Source organism: Stenotrophomonas sp. KH_052 (assembly GCF_057838755.1).
On sequence record NZ_CM174475.1, the window covers coordinates 2,048,642 to 2,068,025 of the forward strand.

The window sequence follows — 19,384 nt, forward strand, 5'->3', positions numbered from 1 at the left end:
ATGGCACGGATGAAGTGGAAGGGAAGGGCGATGCTGGCCATGGCGCTGGCCGCCGCGATCACACCGGCACTGGCCTGCACGCGCGCGGTGTACCTGGGCGACAACGGTGATGTGATCACCGCGCGTTCGATGGACTGGAAGGTTGATGTAGCGACCAATCTCTACGTCCTGCCGCGCGGCATTGCGCGCACCGGCCAGGCCGGCCCGAAATCGCTTGCGTGGACCGCGCGCTACGGCAGCGTGGTGGCCACCGGCTACGACGTGTCGACCACCGATGGCATGAACGAGAAGGGCCTGGTCGCCAACCTGCTGTGGCTGGTGGAGTCGGAGTACCCGCAGCAGCGCGGCAACAAGCCCGGCCTGTCCATCTCGCTGTGGGCGCAGTACGTGCTCGACAATTTCGCAACGGTGGAAGAGGCGGTGGCGGCGCTGAAGCGCGAGCCGTACTCGATCGTCACCGACAAGGTTCCCGGCGAAGACCGCCAGGCGACGCTGCATCTGTCACTGTCCGACGCGAGTGGCGACAGCGCTATCGTCGAGTACATCGGTGGCCGCCAGGTGATCCATCACGATCGTCGCTACCAGGTGATGACCAACTCGCCGATCTTCGAGCAGCAGCTGGCACTCAACAGCTACTGGCAGCAGATCGGTGGCACGGTGATGCTGCCGGGCACCAACCGCTCGTCCGACCGCTTTGCGCGGGCTTCGTTCTACATCAATGCCATTCCCAAGGCGGAAGACCCGGTGGAGGCCCTGGCCAGTGTGTTCAGCGTGATCCGCAATACCTCGGTGCCGTACGGCATCACCACCCCGGGCGAGCCGAACATCTCGTCCACGCGCTGGCGCACCGTGGCCGACCACAAGCGGCGGCTGTACTTCTTCGAATCGGCGTTGACCCCGAACACGTTCTGGGTGGATCTGAACAAGGTCGATTTCGGCGGCCAGGTGCTCAAGCTCGAGCTCGGCAAGGACCAGCGCAACACGTTCGCCGGCGACGCACTCGGCCACTTCGTGCCCAGCGCGCCGTTCACCTTCCTCGGCGTCGAAAGTTAGTTCGACGCCTGGCTGGAGGCCGGATAGACCGCCTGGATCGTGCAGCTGCCGCGGGTGTATTGCGGCAGCGGCGCCAGGGCATCGTTGCGCAGGTCGCCGTTCTCGAAATCGGCGGTGAGGATGCGATCGCCGGGGTTGCCGCAGATCAGCCCGTTCTGCATGCCGGAGCGGAAGCTGAGCTGCGGCGCGCGGTCGAGCTGACGGCAGTGGCCGCCGAGTTCGACGCGGTAGTAGCGATGGCCGCCATTGCGAAGCGGATTGGTCTCCACCAGCATGCCCTGCGGGTCGGACGACCAGGCACGGACGTTGCGGGTGGCGAAGCAGTAGGACGGTGACCCGCCGAAGCTGCGGCGGACGTCCTTGCGTTCGCTGATGGTCAGGGTGGGCAGCGTGGCCGTGCGCAGGCGGTCACTGTTGCGGGCGACGCTGGCGTAGTCGCGATCCTGCACCGGGGTAACCGCGCTGACCGCACAGCTGCGGCCATCGACCACGACGCGTTCGCTGGGACGACCGCAGGCCCAGCCAGCCGGCGCTTCCAGTTTCAGCGTGGTGGCACCGCGGACACCGGGGCAATCCTCGCTGAAATCGATGCGATAGGCCTGGCCGGAGGCGGCGCGCAATGCGATCGAGCGCGGCGATGCCTGTTCCACTTCCTGCACGCCGACCGCATCCATGCAGTGCGGGGCCGGCGGGGTGCGTTCCTGTGCCGATACCGAGGTGGCGAGCGCCAGGCCGAGGCCGGCGGCCAGCACCACAAAGACATGTTGATGGGTCATGGCCTGCACTCCCTGCGTTGGATGACGGCCCGACTATAGCAGCGGTTTGCACGGCCGTTGTTACACGCGCACACTGCCCGGATGGGCGCCATCTTCCACCTGCGGCACTACGGACAGGCCACCGGCCTGGACCGCCATGACTATGCGCAGTGGGTGCTGCCGCTACAGGGCGAACTGCAGTTCGAAATGGAAGGCCGCGGTGGTCGCCTGGACCTGCTGCAGGGCGCTTTCGTGGCTGCTGGTGAAGCGCATGACCAGATGGCCGATGGCCCGAACGGTTTCGTGATCGTCGATTGCCCCCCGGGCGTGCTTGATGACGGCACGCAGGAGCACCTGCGCCGGCAGCGCTGGCTGCACCTGCCGCTGGCGCTCCGGCACCGCTTGGCGGGTGTGCAGGGCGGCCAGCCGATGCCGGCCCTGCTGCCGCAGCTGCTGCAGGTATTTGCACCGGCCGGCAGTGGCGCGCGCATGCAGGGGCTGTGTGCGGCAGTGCAGGCCGATCCGGGCCAGGCGTGGCCGGTGGCGCGCATGGCCGCGTCTGTCGGGGTCAGCGAGAGCCGCTTGCACGCGCTGTTCCAGCGTGAGTTCGGGCTCAGTCCGCAGGCCTGGCTCAGTGCGTGCCGGCTACGCTGGGCCAAGCACCAGCTGCGTACGAGCGCCGCGCCGATCAGCGATATCGCGCTGGCCGCAGGCTATTCCGAGCAGAGCGCACTGACCCGCGCGCTGCGTCGTGAGTGTGGGCAGACCCCGGCCGCGTGGCGCAGGGGCGCCGGACTGTAGCGTCGAGCCATGCTCGACTGCTTCTGCACCGGCCACCTCGCGAGCGGCAGTCGAGCATGGCTCGACTCTACATGGGCGGGAGGGCAGTAGCCTCGGTCAAGAGCGCCCCGCTGGCCACCGCTTACACTGCGCAGCCTGTTCTCCCCCCCCCAAGAACCCGAAATGCGCAACAACCCGATGGCCCTGGGCATCGCCAATGGCGTTGCCGCCGGCGCGCTGTGGGGCGTAGTCTTCCTCGCGCCCGCCGTGCTGCAGTCGTTCAACGCCCTGCAACTGTCAGCCGGCCGCTACCTGGTCTACGGCTTGATCGCCGTGGTACTGCTGCTGCCGCGCTGGAAGCGATTGGCCCCGCGGTTGGGTCGTGCCGAGTGGATCGGTCTGCTGTGGCTGAGCCTGGCCGGCAACCTGGTGTACTTCCTGCTGCTGGCCACGGCCGTGCAGTGGGCCGGAGGTGCGGCGGCGTCGTTGATTGTCGGCCTGATTCCGGTGGTTGTGACGCTGGTTGGCGTGCGCGAGCAGGGCGCGGTGCCGTTGAAGCAGCTGTTGCCGGCACTGGGGCTGTGCGTGCTGGGCGTGGCGCTGGTTGGCTGGGAAGCACTGATGTCCGAGCATCTGGCAACGCCCTGGCGGCAGCGCCTGATCGGCCTGCTGTGCGCGTTTGGTGCGCTGTTCTCCTGGGCGCTGTACTCGATCGGCAACAGCCGCTGGCTGGCGCGCCGTTCCGATCTGTCCAGCCACGACTGGTCACTGCTGACCGGCGTCACCACTGGCGGCCTGGCCCTGCTGCTGGTGCCGATGGCGTTCATCGGCCACACCGGCAGCCACACGTCAGCGCAATGGGGTGGTTTCTGGGCGATCAGTGCCGGCGTGGCGGTGGTGGCCTCGATCCTTGGCAATGCATTCTGGAACCGCGCCAGCCGCCTGCTGCCGTTGACCCTGACCGGTCAGATGATCGTGTTCGAAACCCTGTTCGCGCTGCTCTACGCATTCGCCTGGCAGCAGCGCTGGCCGAGCCTTCTTGAAGCGCTGGCGATCGTGTTCCTGGTGGCAGGCGTGATGCTGTGTGCGCACGCCCACCGCACACCACGGGCGATCGCCGAACATGCCGGCTGAATGCCGTCGTCAAGCGCGCTGATGCCGGTTTTGTCACAGATGCAACCAAATGGCGGCACGATGGCCGATGATCGCTGCAGCGGTTTTTTGCATCGCAGCACTTGACAGCACCCCGGCGGCCGGTGTTTTCTGTGCGTCATGGTTCTTGATGCCGCCCACGCCAGCCTGATCGCCCCTGCCACCGCGGGCCGTTCAACTGCGCCGGTCGCCACCACCACCATTACCACCACCACCGTCACCACTGCCCTGGTGCGGCCCGTCGTCTTCGTGTAACTCCCGAAAACCACGGCCCCGCACCATACAGGTGACGGGGAAACTCGACACCTGCATGCGACGGGGCCTCCTACCGAGGTCTGCATGTCTTCCCACGCCCCCGCCCATCTCGCTGCTCCGTCCGATCTGGCTGCGCCGTCCACTGTCGTGCACAAGTTCGGTGGCACCTCGGTGGCCGACGCCGAGCGCTACCGCCATGTTGCTGGCCTGCTGCTCGCCCGCCCCGAATCGCTGCAGGTCGCCGTTGTCTCGGCGATGAAGGGCGTCACCGACGCGCTGATCGAACTGGCCCAGATGGCGGCAAAGGGTGACGAAGGCTGGCGCGAGGCCTGGCATGCCCTGCGCGCCCGCCATCGTGGCGCGGCGGTGGCCCTGCTCGGCGAGCAGGTGGGCGAGACCGTGGAATGGATTGACGTGCGTTTCGATCAGCTGGCCGACGTGCTGGCGGCACTGGCGGTGATCGGCGAACTGCCGCGCGAGGTACTCGATCGCGTGCAGGGCCTGGGCGAAGTGTTCTCCGCGCAGCTGCTCGGTACCCACCTGCGCGCGCTGGGTGAAGACTGCGCGGTGCTTGATGCGCGCGACGTGCTGGTGGTCGCGCACGGCGAGCTGGGTGTCGACGTCGACTGGGAAGCCAGTGCCGATCGCCTGGCCAGATGGCGCCTGCAGCATCCGCAGTCGCGCCTGGTCGCCACCGGTTTCGTTGCCCGTGACCGCCACGATCGCATCACCACGCTCGGCCGCAATGGCAGCGACTACTCCGGCGCGATCTTCGCGGCACTGTTCAACGCCGACCAACTGCACATCTGGACCGACGTCGACGGCGTGCTGTCGGCGGACCCGCGGCTGGTCCCGGAAGCGGTGCAGCTGGAATCACTGAGCTACGACGAAGCCTGCGAGCTGGCCTATTTCGGCGCCAAGGTGGTGCACCCGCAGACGATGTCGCCGGCGATCCGCCTTGGCTTGCCGATTTTCATCCGCAACACCTTCCAGCCGGCGCATCCGGGTACGCGCATCAGTGCCGAGCGCTCGCCGCGCGGGCCCGTGAAAGGCCTGACCCTGAGTCCCGGACTGGCCCTGCTCAACCTGGAGGGTACCGGCCTGATCGGCGTCCCCGGCACCGCCGAACGCGTTTTTGCGGCACTGCGCCAGGCGCAGGTCTCAGTGGTGATGATCTCGCAGGGGTCGTCCGAACATTCGATCTGCTGCGTGGTGCGTGCGGCCGAAGCCGCTCGCGGTCGTGAGGCGCTGCTGCAGGCATTCGCGCATGAACTCTCGGTCGGCCACGTGCAGCGTGTGCAGGTCAGCGACGGTGTCAGCGTGCTGGCGGCGGTGGGCGACGGCATGGCGGGCCAGCCCGGCGTCGCCGCGCGCCTGTTCGAGGCCCTCGGCCGGGCGCAGGTGAACATCCTGGCGATCGCGCAGGGCTCGTCGGAACGCAACATCTCGGTGGCGGTGGACAGTGCCGATGCCACCCGTGCGCTGCGCGCCGCACATGCCGGCTTCTGGCTGTCGCCGCAGACGTTTGCGGTGGGTGTGATCGGGCCGGGCAATGTCGGTGCCGCACTGCTGGACCAGTTGCTGTCGGCGCGCCCGCAGCTGCTGGCCAAGGCCAATGTCGACCTGCGCCTGCGCGCGCTGGCCTCGCGTTCGCGCATGCGGCTGGAGGCTGATGGCCTGCATGCCGATTGGCGGCAGGCACTGCAGCAGGCGGGCGAGGCCAGTGACCTGGACCGTTTCACCGAGCACCTGCTGGCCGCGCACCTGCCGCACGCGGTGGTGATCGATTGCAGTGGCAGTGCCGAGGTGGCCGAGCGCTACGAGGGCTGGCTGGCCGCCGGCATCCACGTGGTCACCCCGAACAAACAGGCCGGTGCCGGTCCGCTGGCGCGCTATCAGCGCATCCGCGCTGCCGCCGCTGCCAGCGGTGCGCGTTTCCGCTACGAAGCCACGGTCGGCGCCGGGCTGCCGGTGATCACCACGCTGCGCGACCTGGTCGATACCGGCGACGAGGTGCTGGCCATCGAAGGCATCTTCTCCGGCACGCTGGCCTGGCTGTTCAACCGTTACGACGGCAGCCAGCCGTTCTCGGCCTTGGTCGCGCAGGCGCGTTCGATGGGCTACACCGAGCCGGATCCGCGTGACGATCTGTCCGGCATCGATGTCGCGCGCAAGCTGGTGATCCTGGCCCGCGAAGCCGGTCATCCGCTGAGCCTGGAACAGGTCGAGGTGGAAAGCCTGGTGCCAGCGCTGCTGCGCGAGGGCGGCGTGGATGATTTCATGGCGCGCCTGGGCGAGTCCGATGCCAGCCTGTTGCAGCGCCTGCAGGACGCACGGCAGCGCGGTGCGGTGTTGCGCTACGTGGCGCGGCTGGGTGCCGACGGTGCCTCGGTCGGCCTGCAGGAACTGCCCATCGAGCATGCGTTCGCCAATCTGCGGCTGACCGACAACGTGGTGCAGTTCCGTACCCGCCGTTACTGCGACAACCCGCTGGTGGTGCAGGGACCAGGCGCCGGCCCGGAAGTCACCGCCGCAGGCGTGTTCGCCGACCTGCTGCGGGTGGCCGCCGGCGAAGGAGCGCGGCTGTGATCGCACGTGCGTTCGCACCGGCCTCGGTGGCCAACGTGGCGGTGGGCTTCGATATTCTCGGCCATGCCATTGCCGGTGTCGGCGATACCGTGAGCGTGCGTCGCATCGATGAACCGGTGGTGCGGATCGAGGCAATCCGTGGCAGTGCGGTCGAGCTGCCGCTGGACGCTGCCGGCAATACCGCAGGGGCCGCGCTCATGTCGTTGCGCGAAGGGCTGGGTCTGGACTTCGGCTTCGCGGTCGAGATCGACAAGGGCATTCCGTTTGGCTCCGGCATGGGCGGTTCGGCGGCGTCGAGCGTTGCAGCGCTGGTCGCTGCCAATGCACTGCTGGACGCACCGCTGGCGCGCGAGGCGTTGTACCCGTTTGCGCTGGACGGCGAGGCGGTGGCCAGTGGCGGTCGCCACGGTGACAACGTCGGCCCGCTGCTGCTGGGCGGCTTGGCGTTGTGCACCGCTGATCGCCTGCTGCCGGTTCCGGTGCCGGCCAGCTGGCACAGCCTTCTGGTGCATCCGCATGCAGTGCTGGAAACGCGCCGTGCACGCCAGGCGCTGCAGGGCAGCTATGCGTTGGGTGAGTTCGTCGCACAGAGTGCCAATCTTGCGCTGGTCCTGAGTGGCTGCCATCGCAGCGATGCCTCGCTGGTGCGTGCGGGCCTGCGCGACGTTCTGGTGGAGCCGCGCCGCGCCGGACTGATTATCGGTTTCGAAGCAGCACGCGACGCAGCGCTGTCGGCCCATGCGATGGGCGCGGGCATCTCAGGTGCAGGACCCAGCGTGTTCGCCTGGTTCGAGGATGCCGACCAGGCCCATGCCGCAGCGGCGCCGGTGCGCGCAGCATTTGCAGCGGCCGGCTTTGACAGCGATGCCTGGGTGTCGCCGCTGGACGCACCGGGAGCGGGCCTGTGCTGAATCCTTCCCCTCTACTGGATACCTTGCCCATGCATTTCGTTTCGACCCGTGGCCAGTCACCTGCTGTCGGCCTCAGTGCGGCAATCGCCGCAGGATTGGCGCCCGATGGCGGGCTGTATGTGCCCGAGGTTCTGCCTGCACCTCGTGAAATGCAGGCCGGTGCAACCCTTGCCGATACCGCCGCTGATCTGCTGGCGCCGTTCTTTGCCGGCGATGCGCTGGAAGGCGCGCTGCCGTCGATCTGCCGCGAGGCCTTCGACTTCCCGGTCCCGCTGCGCGCTCTCGGCGATGGTGACCACGTGCTGGAGCTGTTCCATGGACCGACCGCGGCGTTCAAGGACATCGGCGCGCGATTCCTGGCCGGTACGCTGTCGCAGTTGCAGGCCGGCAAGGACCGCGATCTGACGATTGTCGTCGCCACCTCCGGCGATACCGGCGCAGCAGTGGCCGCGGCCTTCCATCGCCAGCCCGGCGTGCGCGTGGTGGTGCTGTATCCCGACGGGCGCGTGTCGCCGCGACAGGCGCATCAGCTCGGTTGCTTCGGTGACAACATCCAGGCACTGCGCGTGGCCGGTTCGTTCGACGACTGCCAGGCCATGGTCAAGCAGGCGCTGGCCGACCGCGAGCTGCAGGCACAGGTGCCGTTGAGTTCGGCCAACAGCATCAGCCTGGGCCGCCTGCTGCCGCAGATGAGCTACTACGCGCATGCGGCGTTGACCCATCATGCCGCACATCGACGCCGGCTCAACCTGGTGGTGCCCACCGGCAACCTCGGCAACGCAATGGCGGCAGTGCTGGCGCGCGCGCTGGGCGTGCCGATCGGGCAGATCGTGCTGGCCACCAATGCCAATGCCGTACTGCCGGCCTACTTCAATGGCGACGACTATCAGCCGCAGGCCAGTGTTGCCACCGTGGCCAACGCGATGGACGTGGGGGCACCCAGCAACTTCGAGCGCCTGCGCTGGCTCTACCACGGAGATGATGCCGAGCTGCGCGCTGCGTTCCGTGCGTTTGCGGTAGATGACGTGACCATCCGCGCGACGATTGCGGCTGAGCATGCCAGCCATGGCGAGCTGTTCTGCCCGCACACGGCCACCGCAGTGAAGGTGCTGCAGGATCTGCGCAGTGGCGGTGCCAAGGGGGACTGGGCGGTAGTGGCCACCGCGCATCCGGCCAAGTTCGAAGCCGTGGTCGAGCCGTTGATCGGCGAGGCGGTGGCGGTGCCGCCTGCGCTGGATGCGTTGCTGCAGCGACCGGCGCACGCCGAGCCATTGGCGGCCGATTATGCGGCGTTGCGTGAGGTGCTGCTGCGCTGACCCGGAGATGGGTACGGTTGCCGGCCAGCGGCCGGCACTACCGGGGGAATGCAATTCGGGTAGTGCCGGCCGCTGGCCGGCAACCCCACGGACCGCGATACGGTCAGATCAACCCTTCACCGGCCAGCGTGCGCAGCCCATCCTCGTCGAGGATCTCCACCACGTTCAGGTGGGGCAGGGCGATCAGCTCCTGTTGGCGCAGCTTGGTGAAGGTGCGGCTGACCGTTTCCATGGTCAGGCCCAGATGGTCGGCAATATCGCCGCGGCCCATCGGCAGCGATACGCGCAGGCCGTCGCCACCTAGCTTGGCCTCGCGTGCGGCCAGTCGCAGCAGGAAATCGGCCAGCTTCTCGGCCGGCTGCAGGCGTGCCAGCGCCAGTGCGGCATCCTGTGCGGCGTCCAGTTCCTGGCAGGCGCGCTGCAGCAGCTTGCGCTCCAGGTGCGGGTAGCGGCTGCGCAGCGCCTTCATCTGCGGCAGCGCGACGCGGCACACGCGGCTGTCGGCGATGGCTTCGATATCGTAGCGGTGGTGGTCGCTGCCGCTCAGGCCCAGGTAATCGCCGGGCAGCACGAAACCGTTGATCTGGCGGCGGCCATCGGCCAGGGTGCGCACCAGGCGCAGCGCGCCGCCGGTCAATGTATAGACATGCTGGCGTTCTTCACCGGTGCGGGCCAGGGTACTGCCCATCGTCACCTGCTGCGAAACGGTGACCTGTTCCAGCGCCTGTACTTCATCGGGCGACAGCGCCGAGCAGACCGCCAGGTGGCGAACCGAGCAGTGCAGGCAGTCCTGCGTGACGCAGGACGGCGCGGCGGAGTCATTGGTGGCGGGCGGAGCGCCGGAAGGCCGTGACATGTTGCGGGGGGCGTATCGCGGTCGGGGAGGGCCTTATGATACTTCAAGCGGGCGTTCGACCCTGCCCGAGGCGGGGGCGCTAGAATGTCGCCCCCTCCCACGTCCCGTTCCAGCAGGAGTTCCGCCCGTGATCAAGCCCCGTACCCCGCCCGGCACCCTTGAACTGCTGCCGCGCGAGCAGATCGCGTTCCAGCGCATGCTGGACGTGATCCGCCGCAATTACGAGCGCTTCGGGTTCCTGCCGGTGGAGACGCCGGTGTTCGAGCTGTCCGATGTGCTGCTGACCAAGTCCGGTGGCGAGACCGAGCGCCAGGTGTATTTCGTGCAGTCCACCGGCGCGCTGGCCAATGCGGCCGAATCGGGCGACCGTTCACTGCCGGAAATGGCGCTGCGCTTCGACCTCACCGTGCCGCTGGCGCGCTACGTGGCCGAGCACGAACACGAACTGACCTTCCCGTTCCGTCGCTACCAGATGCAGCGCGTGTACCGCGGCGAGCGTGCGCAGCGCGGTCGTTTCCGCGAGTTCTACCAGTGCGACATCGATGTGATCGGCAAGGACAGCCTGAGCGTGCGTTACGACGCCGAAGTGCTGGCGGTCATCCATGCGGTGTTCTCGGAGCTGCGCATCGGTGATTTCAGCATCCAGCTGAACAACCGCAATCTGCTGCGTGGTTACTTCGAGAGCCTGGGCGTGGCCGAAGGCGAACGCCAGCTGGCGGTGCTGCGCGAAGTGGACAAGCTGGACAAGCGCGGCGCCGACTACGTGCGCGAGACGCTGGTTGGCGAGGGCTTCGGGATTCCGGCCGAACAGGTCGAGAAGATCCTGGCCTTCGTCGCCGTGCGTTCGAAGGGCCACGACGATGCGCTGGCGCAGCTGGCCGCGCTGGAAGCGGCGGCGGAATCGTCGGAAACCCTGCGTGCCGGCGTGGCCGAACTGCGCGAAGTGCTGCAGCTGGTGCAGGCGCTGGGCGTGCCGGAAACCGCGTACTGCCTGAACTTCTCCATCGCGCGCGGCCTGGATTACTACACCGGTACCGTGTACGAGACCACGCTGACCGACCACCCGCAGATCGGCTCGATCTGCTCGGGCGGCCGCTACGAAGACCTGGCCAGCCACTACAGCAAGTCGAAGCTGCCGGGCGTCGGTATCTCCATCGGCCTGTCGCGCCTGTTCTGGCAGCTGCGCGAGGCCGGCCTGATCGACGGCATCGAAGCCAGCAGCGTGCAGGCGCTGGTGGCGCTGATGGACGAGCAGGGCATGCCGCAGTCGCTGGACATCGCGCGCCGCCTGCGCGCCGGTGGCATCAACACCGAAGTGCAGATGGAGCCGAAGAAGATCGGCAAGCAGTTCCAGTACGCGGCCAAGGCTGGCATCCGCTTCGTGGTGCTGGCGGGTGAGGATGAACTGGCGCGCGGCGTGGTGGCAGTGAAGGACCTGCTGCGCGAACAGCAGTTCGAAGTGTCGCGCGACGAGCTGGCCAGCACCCTGCTGGTGGAGCTGGAGCAGTCCAGGGCGATGGTGTGATGCGTGCCGCCGCAGGAGTGCTGAGCGTGCTCCTGCTGGCGGGCTGCCAGAGTGACCCGGTGCTGCGCAGTGCCCGGCTGGGTCCGACGCAGTACCGGCTGCAGGTTGATCGCTGCCACGTGGTCGACCGTGCGCAGCTGGAGGGTGACCTGCAGGTCCTGGCGGCACGGAAGTGCCCGGCGGGTGCAGGGGCGTTGGAGAGTATCCAGCCCCTGCCGAGCCGGCAGGGCAGCCTGTTCGGCGAATGCCTGCGGCGCGGAGCGCTGCAGGCTGAGGTGCGTTGCCTGCCCTGAGTCTGGCCAGGTTGTTGATTTGAAAGCATAACGCCCGCCCTTTGGTGGGCGTTTTGCGTTTGTGGACCAAGAGCAGTCGAGCATGGCTCGACTCTACAAAAGCCGGTTCCAATCCGATCCATGCCGTTCTGACAGATCACGGCCAACTGTCGAAGGCGGGGCGGGTCCGGTTGAGGGGGCGTGAGCGCCATGGATGGCGCGACCGAGCTTACATGGACGTACTTGCAGCGTCTCCCTCAACCGGACCCGCCCCGCCAACGCTCAGGAAACCAGCTTTTGCTCTGGCTCTTAGCGGGTGCAGGGCTGCAGCCCTGCCGCCCCCTCAATCCTCGATTTGACGCACTGCGCAAGAATGCGTTAATGTACTAGCGCGCTATTACATTGATGCAAGAGCCCTGCCTGTGAAAGCCCGTCCCGATATCACCGCCAAAGACCCGAAGGCCGACCTGGAAGCCCTGGCCGAGGCCTTTGCCGCACTGCGCGAGCCGGAACAGGTCGAGGCCTTCCTGCGCGACCTGTGCACCCCGGCCGAGCTGGAAGCCATGGCCGACCGCTGGAAAGTGGTGCCGCTGCTGCAGCAGGGCGTGCCGTACCGCGAGATCCACGAGCGCACCGGCGTCAGCGTGACCACCACCGGACGGGTGGCACGCACGCTCGAGCATGGCCATCGAGGCTATGCCGCCGCCATCGACCGCCTTGCTTCGCGCTGATCCGCGCCCCGTTCCGAACTTCGAGACCTCCCCCATGAGTGCAACCCAGGCAGCGCCGGCACGTGACCGGTTGCGTATCGCCATCCAGAAGAGTGGCCGGCTGGCCGAACCCGCCCGCAACCTGCTCAGCGCCTGCGGCCTGAGCTGGCGCGAGAGCCGCGACAAGCTGTTCTGCTACGGCGAATCGCTGCCGGTGGACCTGCTGCTGGTGCGCGACGACGACATTCCCGGCCTGATTGCCGATGGCGTCTGCGACCTCGGCATCGTCGGCCGCAATGAGCTGGACGAACAGGCCGCCGCGCGCCGCCAGATCGGCCTGCCGGATGCCTACCAGGCGTTGCGCGGGCTGGGCTTCGGCCAGTGCCGGCTGATGCTGGCGGTGCCCGAGGAATGGCAGTGGCAAGGCCCGGCCCAGCTGGCCGGCACCCGCATCGCCACCAGCTACCCGGCCATCCTCAAGCAGTGGCTGGCGGAGCAGGGCGTGGACGCGCAGGTAGTCGAACTGTCTGGCTCGGTCGAGATCGCACCGCGTCTGGGCACTGCGGATCTGATCTGCGACCTGGTCTCCAGCGGTGCCACGCTGCGTGCGAACCAGTTGGCACCGGTGCACAACCTGCTGGACAGCGAAGCAGTACTGGCCGGCGCGGTGCGCGCGCCGGACGATGCCCGTGGCGCGCTGCGCAGCATGCTGCTGCGCCGTCTTGATGGCGTGGTGCAGCGCCAGGACCGCAAGCTGCTGATGTTCCGCGCCAGCGAAGACCGTGTCGATGCATTGGCACAGTTGCTGGTCGATGCCGAACCGCTGGTGCGTTTGCCGGCCGATGGCGGCGCACTACGTCTGCAGACCATGTGCCCTGGCCCGTTGAGCTGGCAGCGCATGGAAGAGCTGGAGCGCGCGGGTGCGCAGGGCCTGATGGTGCTGAGTGTGGAGCGATCGCTGGCATGAACCGTCTGATATGGTCCCGACTTGATGAGGCCGCGCGCAGCGCGGCACTGACCCGCCCGGTGCAGACCGTCGCGCAGCAGACCCGTGACGCCGTGGCTGCGCTGATTGCACAGGTGCGTGCACAGGGCGACGATGCGCTACGTGCAATCACCGCGCGCTTCGATGGTGTCGAGCTGGCCTCGTTCGAAGTTTCCGAAGCCGAATTCGCCGCTGCCGACGCAGCGGTGCCGGCCGAATTGCGGCAGGCGATGGTCGAAGCCGCAGAACGCATCGCGCGCTTCCACGCCGCCGGTATGGGCAAAGGCTATGCGGTGGAAACCGCACCGGGCGTGGTCTGCGAACGCATGCTGCGTCCGATCGGCCGGGTGGGTCTGTACGTACCGGCCGGCAGTGCGCCGCTGCCGTCCACCGCGTTGATGCTGGGCGTACCGGCACAGCTGGCCGGCTGCCCGCAGGTGGTGCTGTGCACGCCGCCGCGCGCCGACGGCAGTGCCGATCCTGCAGTGCTGGTGGCCGCGCGCCTGACCGGAGTGCAGCGCGTGTTCAAGCTGGGCGGCGCGCAGGCAATCGCGGCGATGGCCTACGGCACCGCCAGCATTCCGGCCTGTGACAAGCTGTTCGGACCGGGCAACAGCTTCGTTACCGAGGCCAAGCAGCAGATTGCACAGGACGGCGCGGCGGCCATCGACATGCCGGCCGGTCCGTCGGAAGTGCTGGTCATTGCCGACGCCGGTGCCAATCCCGCTTTCGTGGCGGCCGACTTGCTGTCGCAGGCCGAGCACGGCCCGGATTCGCAGGTCCTGCTGTTGACCGACGACGCGGCGATGCTGGCCGCAGTGGAAGCCGAAGTGGAGCGCCAGGTCGCCTTGCTGCCGCGCCAGCAGATCGCACGTCAGGCGCTGTCTGCGTCGCGCCTGATCCAGGTCGATGCGCTGCCTGAAGCCTTCGCCATCAGCAACCGTTATGCACCCGAGCACCTGATCCTGGCCCTGCGTGAACCGCGCGACTGGCTCGGCCAGGTGCAGGCCGCCGGCTCAGTCTTCCTTGGCGACTACACCCCCGAAGCGCTGGGCGACTACTGCAGCGGCACCAACCACGTGCTGCCGACGGCCGGTGCCGCGCGCGCCTACAGCGGCGTCAGCGTGGCCAGCTTCCAGAACCTGATCAGCGTGCAGAGCGCCAGCGCTGCCGGCCTGGCGGCGATTGGCGGCTGCGCGCGCATCATCGCCAGCGCCGAAGGCCTGGATGCGCATGAGCGTGCGGTTGCGCTTCGCATGGAGGCGGCGGCATGAACGCGGATATCGATGATGTGCTGGCGCTGGTGCGCCCCGATCTGCAGGCCTTTGCCGGCTACAGTTCGGCGCGCAGCGCGGCGGTGCAGGGCGAGGTCTGGTTGAATGCCAACGAATCGGCCTGGGCCAATCCGGCTGATGCGGCGGGCAACAGCCGGCGCTATCCGGAACCGCAGCCGTTGGCATTGCGCGAGGGCCTGGCGGCGCTGTACGGCGTGACGCCGCCGCAGCTGCTGATCGGTCGTGGCAGCGACGAAGCCATTGATCTGCTGGTGCGTGCCCTGTGCGTGCCGGGCCGCGATGGCGTGCTGGTCACGCCGCCGGTGTTTGGCATGTACGCGGTCTGCGCGCGCCTGCAGGGCGCCGCACTGATTGAAGTGCCCCTGGTGGATACCGAAGACGGCCTGCGTGCCGATCTGGATGCTGTGATCGATACGGCAAAGTCGCGCAACGCCAAGCTGGTGTTCCTGTGCGCACCGTCCAACCCGGCCGGCAGTGACATCGCCCTGGACGAGATCGAGCGCGTGGCCACTGCTCTGCGTGGGCAGGCGCTGGTGGTGGTGGACGAGGCCTATGTCGAGTATGCGCAGCGCCCGTCAGCGGCCACGCTGCTGGCCGCGCATGCCAACCTGGCGGTGCTGCGCACGCTGTCGAAGGCGCACGCACTCGCGGCCGCCCGCATTGGCAGCCTGATCGCTGCTCCGGAGCTGATTGCCGTGCTGCGCCGCTGCCAGGCGCCGTACCCGGTGCCGACCCCGTGCGCGGAGCTGGCCGTGCAGGCACTGCAGCCGGCCGGGCTGGCACGCACCGCCGAGCGCGTAGCGACGGTCATCGCCGAGCGCGAACGCCTGTTCGCGGCGTTGCCGGGCCTGCCCGGCGTTCGTCGCGTGTACCGCTCGGCCGGCAACTACCTGCTGGTCCGCTTCGCCGATGCCCAGGCCGCGTTCGATACGCTGCTGGCTGCTGGTGTGGTGGTGCGCGATCAGCGCGCCGCGCCGCAGCTGGGTGATGCGCTGCGCATCAGTATCGGCAGCCCCGAAGAGAATGACCGCGTGCTTGCGGCCCTGTCGGCGCGGAGGGCCGCAGCATGACCCCGATCCTGTTCATCGACCGCGACGGCACCCTCATAGAGGAGCCTTCCGATTTCCAGATCGACGCCTACGAGAAGCTGCGCTTCGTGCCGCAGGTGATCCCGGCGCTGCTGAAGCTGCGGGATGCCGGCTACCAGTTCGTGATCGTCACCAACCAGGATGGCCTCGGCAGCGACAGCTACCCGCGCGCCAGCTTCGATGGCCCCAACGAGCTGATGCTGCAGATCTTCGAGAGCCAGGGCATCACCTTCCGTGACGTGCTGATCGACTGCAGTTGGCCGCAGGACAACGCGCCGACCCGCAAACCGGGCATCGGCCTGATGACCGCCTACCTGCAGGACCGCAGCATCGACTGGGCGCGCTCGGGCATGGTCGGCGACCGCATCACCGACCTGCAGTTTGCCGAGAACCTCAACATCCGCGGTTTCCAGCTGCGCACCGAGCAGTTCGGTGGCGAGTGGGACTGGCCGGGCATCGCCCACGCGCTGGCCGATGCGCCGCGCATCGCGGTGGTCCAGCGCGATACCAAGGAAACGAAGATCCGCGTCGAACTGGACCTGGATCGGGCCGGTGATGCACGCATCGACACCGGGCTGCCGTTCTTCGACCACATGCTGGAGCAGATCGGCAAGCATGGTGGCTTCGCGCTGGACATCCAGGCCGAGGGCGACCTGCACATCGACGAGCACCACACCATCGAGGACACCGGGCTTGCACTCGGCCAGGCACTGCGTGAGGCGCTTGGCGACAAGCGCGGCATCGGCCGCTACGGTTTCACCCTGCCGATGGATGAGACCCTGGCCAGTGCCGCGCTGGACTTCAGTGGCCGCCCCTATTTCGTGTTCGAGGGCGAGTTCAAGCGCGAGCGCGTGGGCGACATGCCGACCGAGCTGGTACCGCACTTCTTCCGTTCGCTGTGCGACGCCAGCGGCCTGAACCTCAACCTGCAGGTGCGCGGCGACAACGACCACCACAAGGTCGAGGCCTGCTTCAAGGCACTGGCGCGGGCATTGCGCCCGGCGTTGGCCCGCCAGGGCACGGCGCTTCCCACCACCAAGGGGGCACTGTGAGCGACGTCGCGCTGATCGATGCCGGTGGTGCCAACCTGGGCTCGGTGCGCTATGCATTGGAGCGCCTGGGTGCAACGGTGCGGCTGGTGCGCGACGCCGACAGTCTGGTTGGCGCGCAGCGGGTGATCCTGCCCGGCGTCGGCGCTGCCGGTCCCGGCATGCAGCGCCTGCATGCGCAGGGTCTGGTGGAACCATTGCAGCGGCTGGAAGTGCCGTTGATGGGCATCTGTCTGGGCATGCAGCTGCTGTTCGAGCGCTCCGAAGAGACCGGCGTAGAAGCGCTGGGACTGATTCCCGGCGTGGTGCGCAAGCTGGTACCGGCCTGTGGCATCCGCGTGCCGCACATGGGCTGGAACCGGTTGCTGCCATTGCGCGAATCGCTGCTGCTGCAGGGCGTGCCGGAGCGCGCCAGCGCCTATTTCGTGCACAGCTATGCGGCACCACTCAACGCCCACACGGTAGCCGCCTGCGATCACGGCGGCCTGTTCACCGCGGTGGTGGAGCAGGGGCGCTACTTCGGCGCGCAGTTCCATCCCGAGCGCTCCGGCGATACCGGTTCGTTGATGCTGCGCAATTTCCTCGAGGGCACTGCTGCATGAGTTTCATCGTCTACCCCGCGCTGGATATCCGCGATGGCCGCGTGGTGCGGCTGCGCCAGGGCGACTACGCGCAGGAAACCTCCTATGGCGACGATCCGCTGCCGCGCACGCAGGCCTTTGCCGCGCAGGGCGCGCAGTGGATGCACCTGGTCGACCTGGATGCCGCGCGCGCCGGGGGCTACACGCTGGCACCGCTGCTGTCGTCGATCCGCGCGCAGACCACGCTGCAGGTGCAGACCGGTGGCGGCGTGCGTGGCCGTGACGATGTGGCGCGCATCCTCGATGCCGGCGCTGGCCGTGTGGTGGTCGGCTCACTGGCGGTGCGTCGTCCGGATGAAGTGGTCGGCTGGCTGGAGGAGTTCGGCGCCGAGCGCATCACCATCGCGCTGGATGCCCGTCAGGACGCGCAGGGCCAATGGCAATTGCCGGTGCATGGCTGGACCGAGAACGCCGACGTGACCCTGGATGATCTGGCCCGGCGCTATGCGCGTGCGGGTATGCGCCACCTGTTGTGCACCGACATTGCCCGCGACGGCATGCTGGCTGGGCCCAACATCAGCCTCTACCAGCACCTGTCGGCGCTGCTGCCGGGCGTGGCGGTGCAGGCCTCCGGTGGCATCCGTGACGTGGCCGATGTGGCCGAGGCGCGTGCCGCCGGCTGCGGTGGCGCGATCCTCGGCAAGGCACTGCTGGAGCAGCGCATGGACCTGGCGGAGGCGCTGGCATGTTGAGCCGTCGCATCATTCCCTGCCTGGACGTGCGCGACGGCCGCGTGGTCAAGGGTGTGCGCTTCCGCGACCACGTCGACATGGGCGACATCGCCGAGTTGGCGCAGCGCTATCGCGACCAGGGGGCGGACGAGTTGGTGTTCTATGACATCGGCGCCAGCCCCGAGGCGCGTTCGGTCGACGTGGCGTGGATCGAGCGCATCGCACGGCTGATCGACATTCCGTTCTGCGTGGCCGGTGGCATCGACAGCGTGGAAACCGCGCGCCGTGTGCTGTTCGCCGGTGCCGACAAGGTGTCGATCAATTCGCCGGCGCTGGGCCGCCCGGAACTGATCACCGAGCTGGCAGACGAGTTCGGCGTGCAGTGCGTGGTGGTCGGTGTCGATTCGGTGCGCGAGGCTGATGGCCAGTGGCGGGTGCGTCGTTTCAGTGGCGACCCGGACAAGACCCAGGCGGTGCCGCTGCGCACGCTGGACTGGATCGTCGAAGCACAACGGCGTGGCGCAGGCGAGATCGTGCTGAACTGCATGGACAGCGATGGCGTACGCCGTGGCTACGATGTCGTGCAGCTGCAGCAGGCGCGGGCCCTGTGCCAGGTGCCGCTGATCGCTTCCGGTGGCGCCGGTGCGATGGAACACTTCGCCGAGGCCTTCGACCAGGCCGACGTCGACGGTGTGCTGGCGGCCAGTGTGTTCCACAGCGGCGCCATCGCCATTCCGGAATTGAAGCGCTACCTGCGCGGGCAGCAGATCGAGGTGCGGGATGTCTATTGAAGTGAAGCCATCACTGGATGCACTGCAGGCGCTGGACTGGGGCAAGGGCGAAGGCCTGTTGCCGGCGGTGGTGCAGGATGCCGACACCCTGCAGGTGTTGATGCTGGGCTATGTCAGTGCCGAGTCGCTGGCGGCCACGCTGGCCATCGGTCACATGACCTTCTTCAGCCGCAGCAAGCAGCGGTTGTGGACCAAGGGCGAGCAGTCCGGCAACGTGCTGGTGGTGCAGTCGATCAGTGTCGACTGCGATGCCGACACGTTGCTGGTGATGGCACGCCCGGCGGGGCCAACCTGCCACACCGGCGCCGAGAGCTGTTTCGACCAGGCGCCGAAGGACTTCCTGGGTGGGTTGGGCCAGCTGGTGGCGGTGCGCGAGGCGCAGCGCCCGCCAGGCAGCTACACCACCAGTCTGTTCGAGGGCGGCATCCGCCGCATCGCACAGAAGGTGGGCGAGGAGGGCGTGGAGACGGCTCTGGCGGCGGTGGCACAGGACGACGAGGCGCTGCTGGGCGAGGCCTCGGACCTGCTGTATCACCTGCTGGTGCTGCTGCGCGCGCGCGGCTTGTCGCTGGATGATGCGCGGGCGGTACTGGAAAAACGCCATCGTTGAGCTGCGGTAGTGCCGGCCGCTGGCCGGCAACCACCAGATGCCCGACGATCATGAGGTTGCCGGCCAGCGGCCGGCACTAC

General features: G+C 68.0%; 19 protein-coding genes. 17 read left to right on the plus strand and 2 right to left on the minus strand.

The window, feature by feature from the left end:
* Positions 1-1,053: a linear amide C-N hydrolase gene (locus AC3ITW_RS09605; RefSeq protein ID WP_100468307.1), complete on the plus strand. Its 1,053-nt coding sequence runs from the start codon at positions 1-3 to the stop codon at positions 1,051-1,053.
* Here AC3ITW_RS09605 and AC3ITW_RS09610 read toward each other — a convergent pair.
* Entirely contained in the window at positions 1,050-1,829 is a 780-nt protein-coding gene (locus AC3ITW_RS09610) for a DUF6491 family protein (RefSeq protein WP_100468308.1), read from the minus strand. The two genes, AC3ITW_RS09605 and AC3ITW_RS09610, sit on opposite strands and share 4 nt — an antisense overlap.
* A gap of 81 nt (positions 1,830-1,910) precedes the next feature.
* On the opposite strand from AC3ITW_RS09610, the gene AC3ITW_RS09615 reads away from it, so the two are divergent.
* From AC3ITW_RS09615 to thrC, 5 genes are all read left to right on the plus strand, one after another.
* Entirely contained in the window at positions 1,911-2,609 is a 699-nt protein-coding gene (locus AC3ITW_RS09615; RefSeq protein ID WP_489390279.1) for a helix-turn-helix domain-containing protein, read from the plus strand.
* Positions 2,610-2,771: 162 nt separating this feature from the next.
* Entirely contained in the window at positions 2,772-3,722 is a 951-nt protein-coding gene (locus AC3ITW_RS09620; protein ID WP_153675478.1) for a DMT family transporter, read from the plus strand.
* Between the two features lie 357 nt (positions 3,723-4,079).
* The gene (gene thrA / locus AC3ITW_RS09625) at positions 4,080-6,584 is read left to right on the plus strand and encodes a bifunctional aspartate kinase/homoserine dehydrogenase I (RefSeq protein WP_489390280.1); all 2,505 of its coding nucleotides are present in this window, start codon (positions 4,080-4,082) and stop codon (positions 6,582-6,584) included.
* Entirely contained in the window at positions 6,581-7,495 is a 915-nt protein-coding gene (locus AC3ITW_RS09630; protein WP_489390281.1) for a homoserine kinase, read from the plus strand. Before thrA ends, AC3ITW_RS09630 begins: the two co-directional genes overlap by 4 nt.
* 29 nt (positions 7,496-7,524) lie before the next feature.
* Positions 7,525-8,811 carry a threonine synthase gene (thrC, locus tag AC3ITW_RS09635; protein ID WP_489390282.1) on the plus strand — a complete coding sequence of 429 codons (1,287 nt, stop codon included), beginning with the start codon at positions 7,525-7,527 and terminating at the stop codon, positions 8,809-8,811.
* A 103-nt stretch (positions 8,812-8,914) separates the two neighbouring features.
* Here the strand turns inward: thrC and AC3ITW_RS09640 are convergent, their stop codons facing one another.
* On the minus strand, positions 8,915-9,667 hold the full coding sequence (locus tag AC3ITW_RS09640; protein WP_006363184.1) for a Crp/Fnr family transcriptional regulator: 753 nt from the start codon (positions 9,665-9,667) through the stop codon (positions 8,915-8,917).
* Positions 9,668-9,794: 127 nt separating this feature from the next.
* Here AC3ITW_RS09640 and hisS point away from each other — a divergent pair, with 127 nt between their 5' ends.
* From hisS to hisIE, 11 genes are all read left to right on the plus strand, one after another.
* On the plus strand, positions 9,795-11,192 hold the full coding sequence (gene hisS, locus AC3ITW_RS09645) for a histidine--tRNA ligase (protein WP_006363186.1): 1,398 nt from the start codon (positions 9,795-9,797) through the stop codon (positions 11,190-11,192).
* 26 nt (positions 11,193-11,218) lie between these two features.
* Positions 11,219-11,485: a hypothetical protein gene (locus tag AC3ITW_RS09650; protein WP_229298197.1), complete on the plus strand. Its 267-nt coding sequence runs from the start codon at positions 11,219-11,221 to the stop codon at positions 11,483-11,485.
* A gap of 401 nt (positions 11,486-11,886) precedes the next feature.
* Positions 11,887-12,195, plus strand: coding sequence for a YerC/YecD family TrpR-related protein (locus tag AC3ITW_RS09655; protein WP_006363215.1), 309 nt, complete (start codon positions 11,887-11,889; stop codon positions 12,193-12,195).
* A 34-nt stretch (positions 12,196-12,229) separates the two neighbouring features.
* Positions 12,230-13,141, plus strand: coding sequence for an ATP phosphoribosyltransferase (hisG, locus tag AC3ITW_RS09660; RefSeq protein ID WP_012510883.1), 912 nt, complete (start codon positions 12,230-12,232; stop codon positions 13,139-13,141).
* Positions 13,138-14,433 (plus strand): histidinol dehydrogenase, encoded by a 1,296-nt coding sequence (gene hisD / locus AC3ITW_RS09665; RefSeq protein WP_006363219.1) that lies wholly within the window; start codon positions 13,138-13,140, stop codon positions 14,431-14,433. The genes hisG and hisD overlap by 4 nt, the downstream gene beginning before the upstream one ends.
* Positions 14,430-15,524: a histidinol-phosphate transaminase gene (gene hisC, locus AC3ITW_RS09670; protein WP_012510884.1), complete on the plus strand. Its 1,095-nt coding sequence runs from the start codon at positions 14,430-14,432 to the stop codon at positions 15,522-15,524. Before hisD ends, hisC begins: the two co-directional genes overlap by 4 nt.
* Positions 15,521-16,594, plus strand: a complete 1,074-nt coding sequence (hisB, locus tag AC3ITW_RS09675) for a bifunctional histidinol-phosphatase/imidazoleglycerol-phosphate dehydratase HisB (protein ID WP_006363222.1) — start codon at positions 15,521-15,523, stop codon at positions 16,592-16,594. Before hisC ends, hisB begins: the two co-directional genes overlap by 4 nt.
* On the plus strand, positions 16,591-17,193 hold the full coding sequence (gene hisH / locus AC3ITW_RS09680) for an imidazole glycerol phosphate synthase subunit HisH (RefSeq protein ID WP_100468314.1): 603 nt from the start codon (positions 16,591-16,593) through the stop codon (positions 17,191-17,193). Before hisB ends, hisH begins: the two co-directional genes overlap by 4 nt.
* Positions 17,190-17,924, plus strand: a complete 735-nt coding sequence (hisA, locus tag AC3ITW_RS09685) for a 1-(5-phosphoribosyl)-5-[(5-phosphoribosylamino)methylideneamino]imidazole-4-carboxamide isomerase (protein ID WP_012510886.1) — start codon at positions 17,190-17,192, stop codon at positions 17,922-17,924. Before hisH ends, hisA begins: the two co-directional genes overlap by 4 nt.
* The gene (gene hisF / locus AC3ITW_RS09690; protein ID WP_032969936.1) at positions 17,918-18,694 is read left to right on the plus strand and encodes an imidazole glycerol phosphate synthase subunit HisF; all 777 of its coding nucleotides are present in this window, start codon (positions 17,918-17,920) and stop codon (positions 18,692-18,694) included. Before hisA ends, hisF begins: the two co-directional genes overlap by 7 nt.
* Positions 18,684-19,304 (plus strand): bifunctional phosphoribosyl-AMP cyclohydrolase/phosphoribosyl-ATP diphosphatase HisIE, encoded by a 621-nt coding sequence (gene hisIE / locus AC3ITW_RS09695; protein WP_006363293.1) that lies wholly within the window; start codon positions 18,684-18,686, stop codon positions 19,302-19,304. The genes hisF and hisIE overlap by 11 nt, the downstream gene beginning before the upstream one ends.
* The last annotated feature ends 80 nt before the right edge of the window (positions 19,305-19,384 follow it).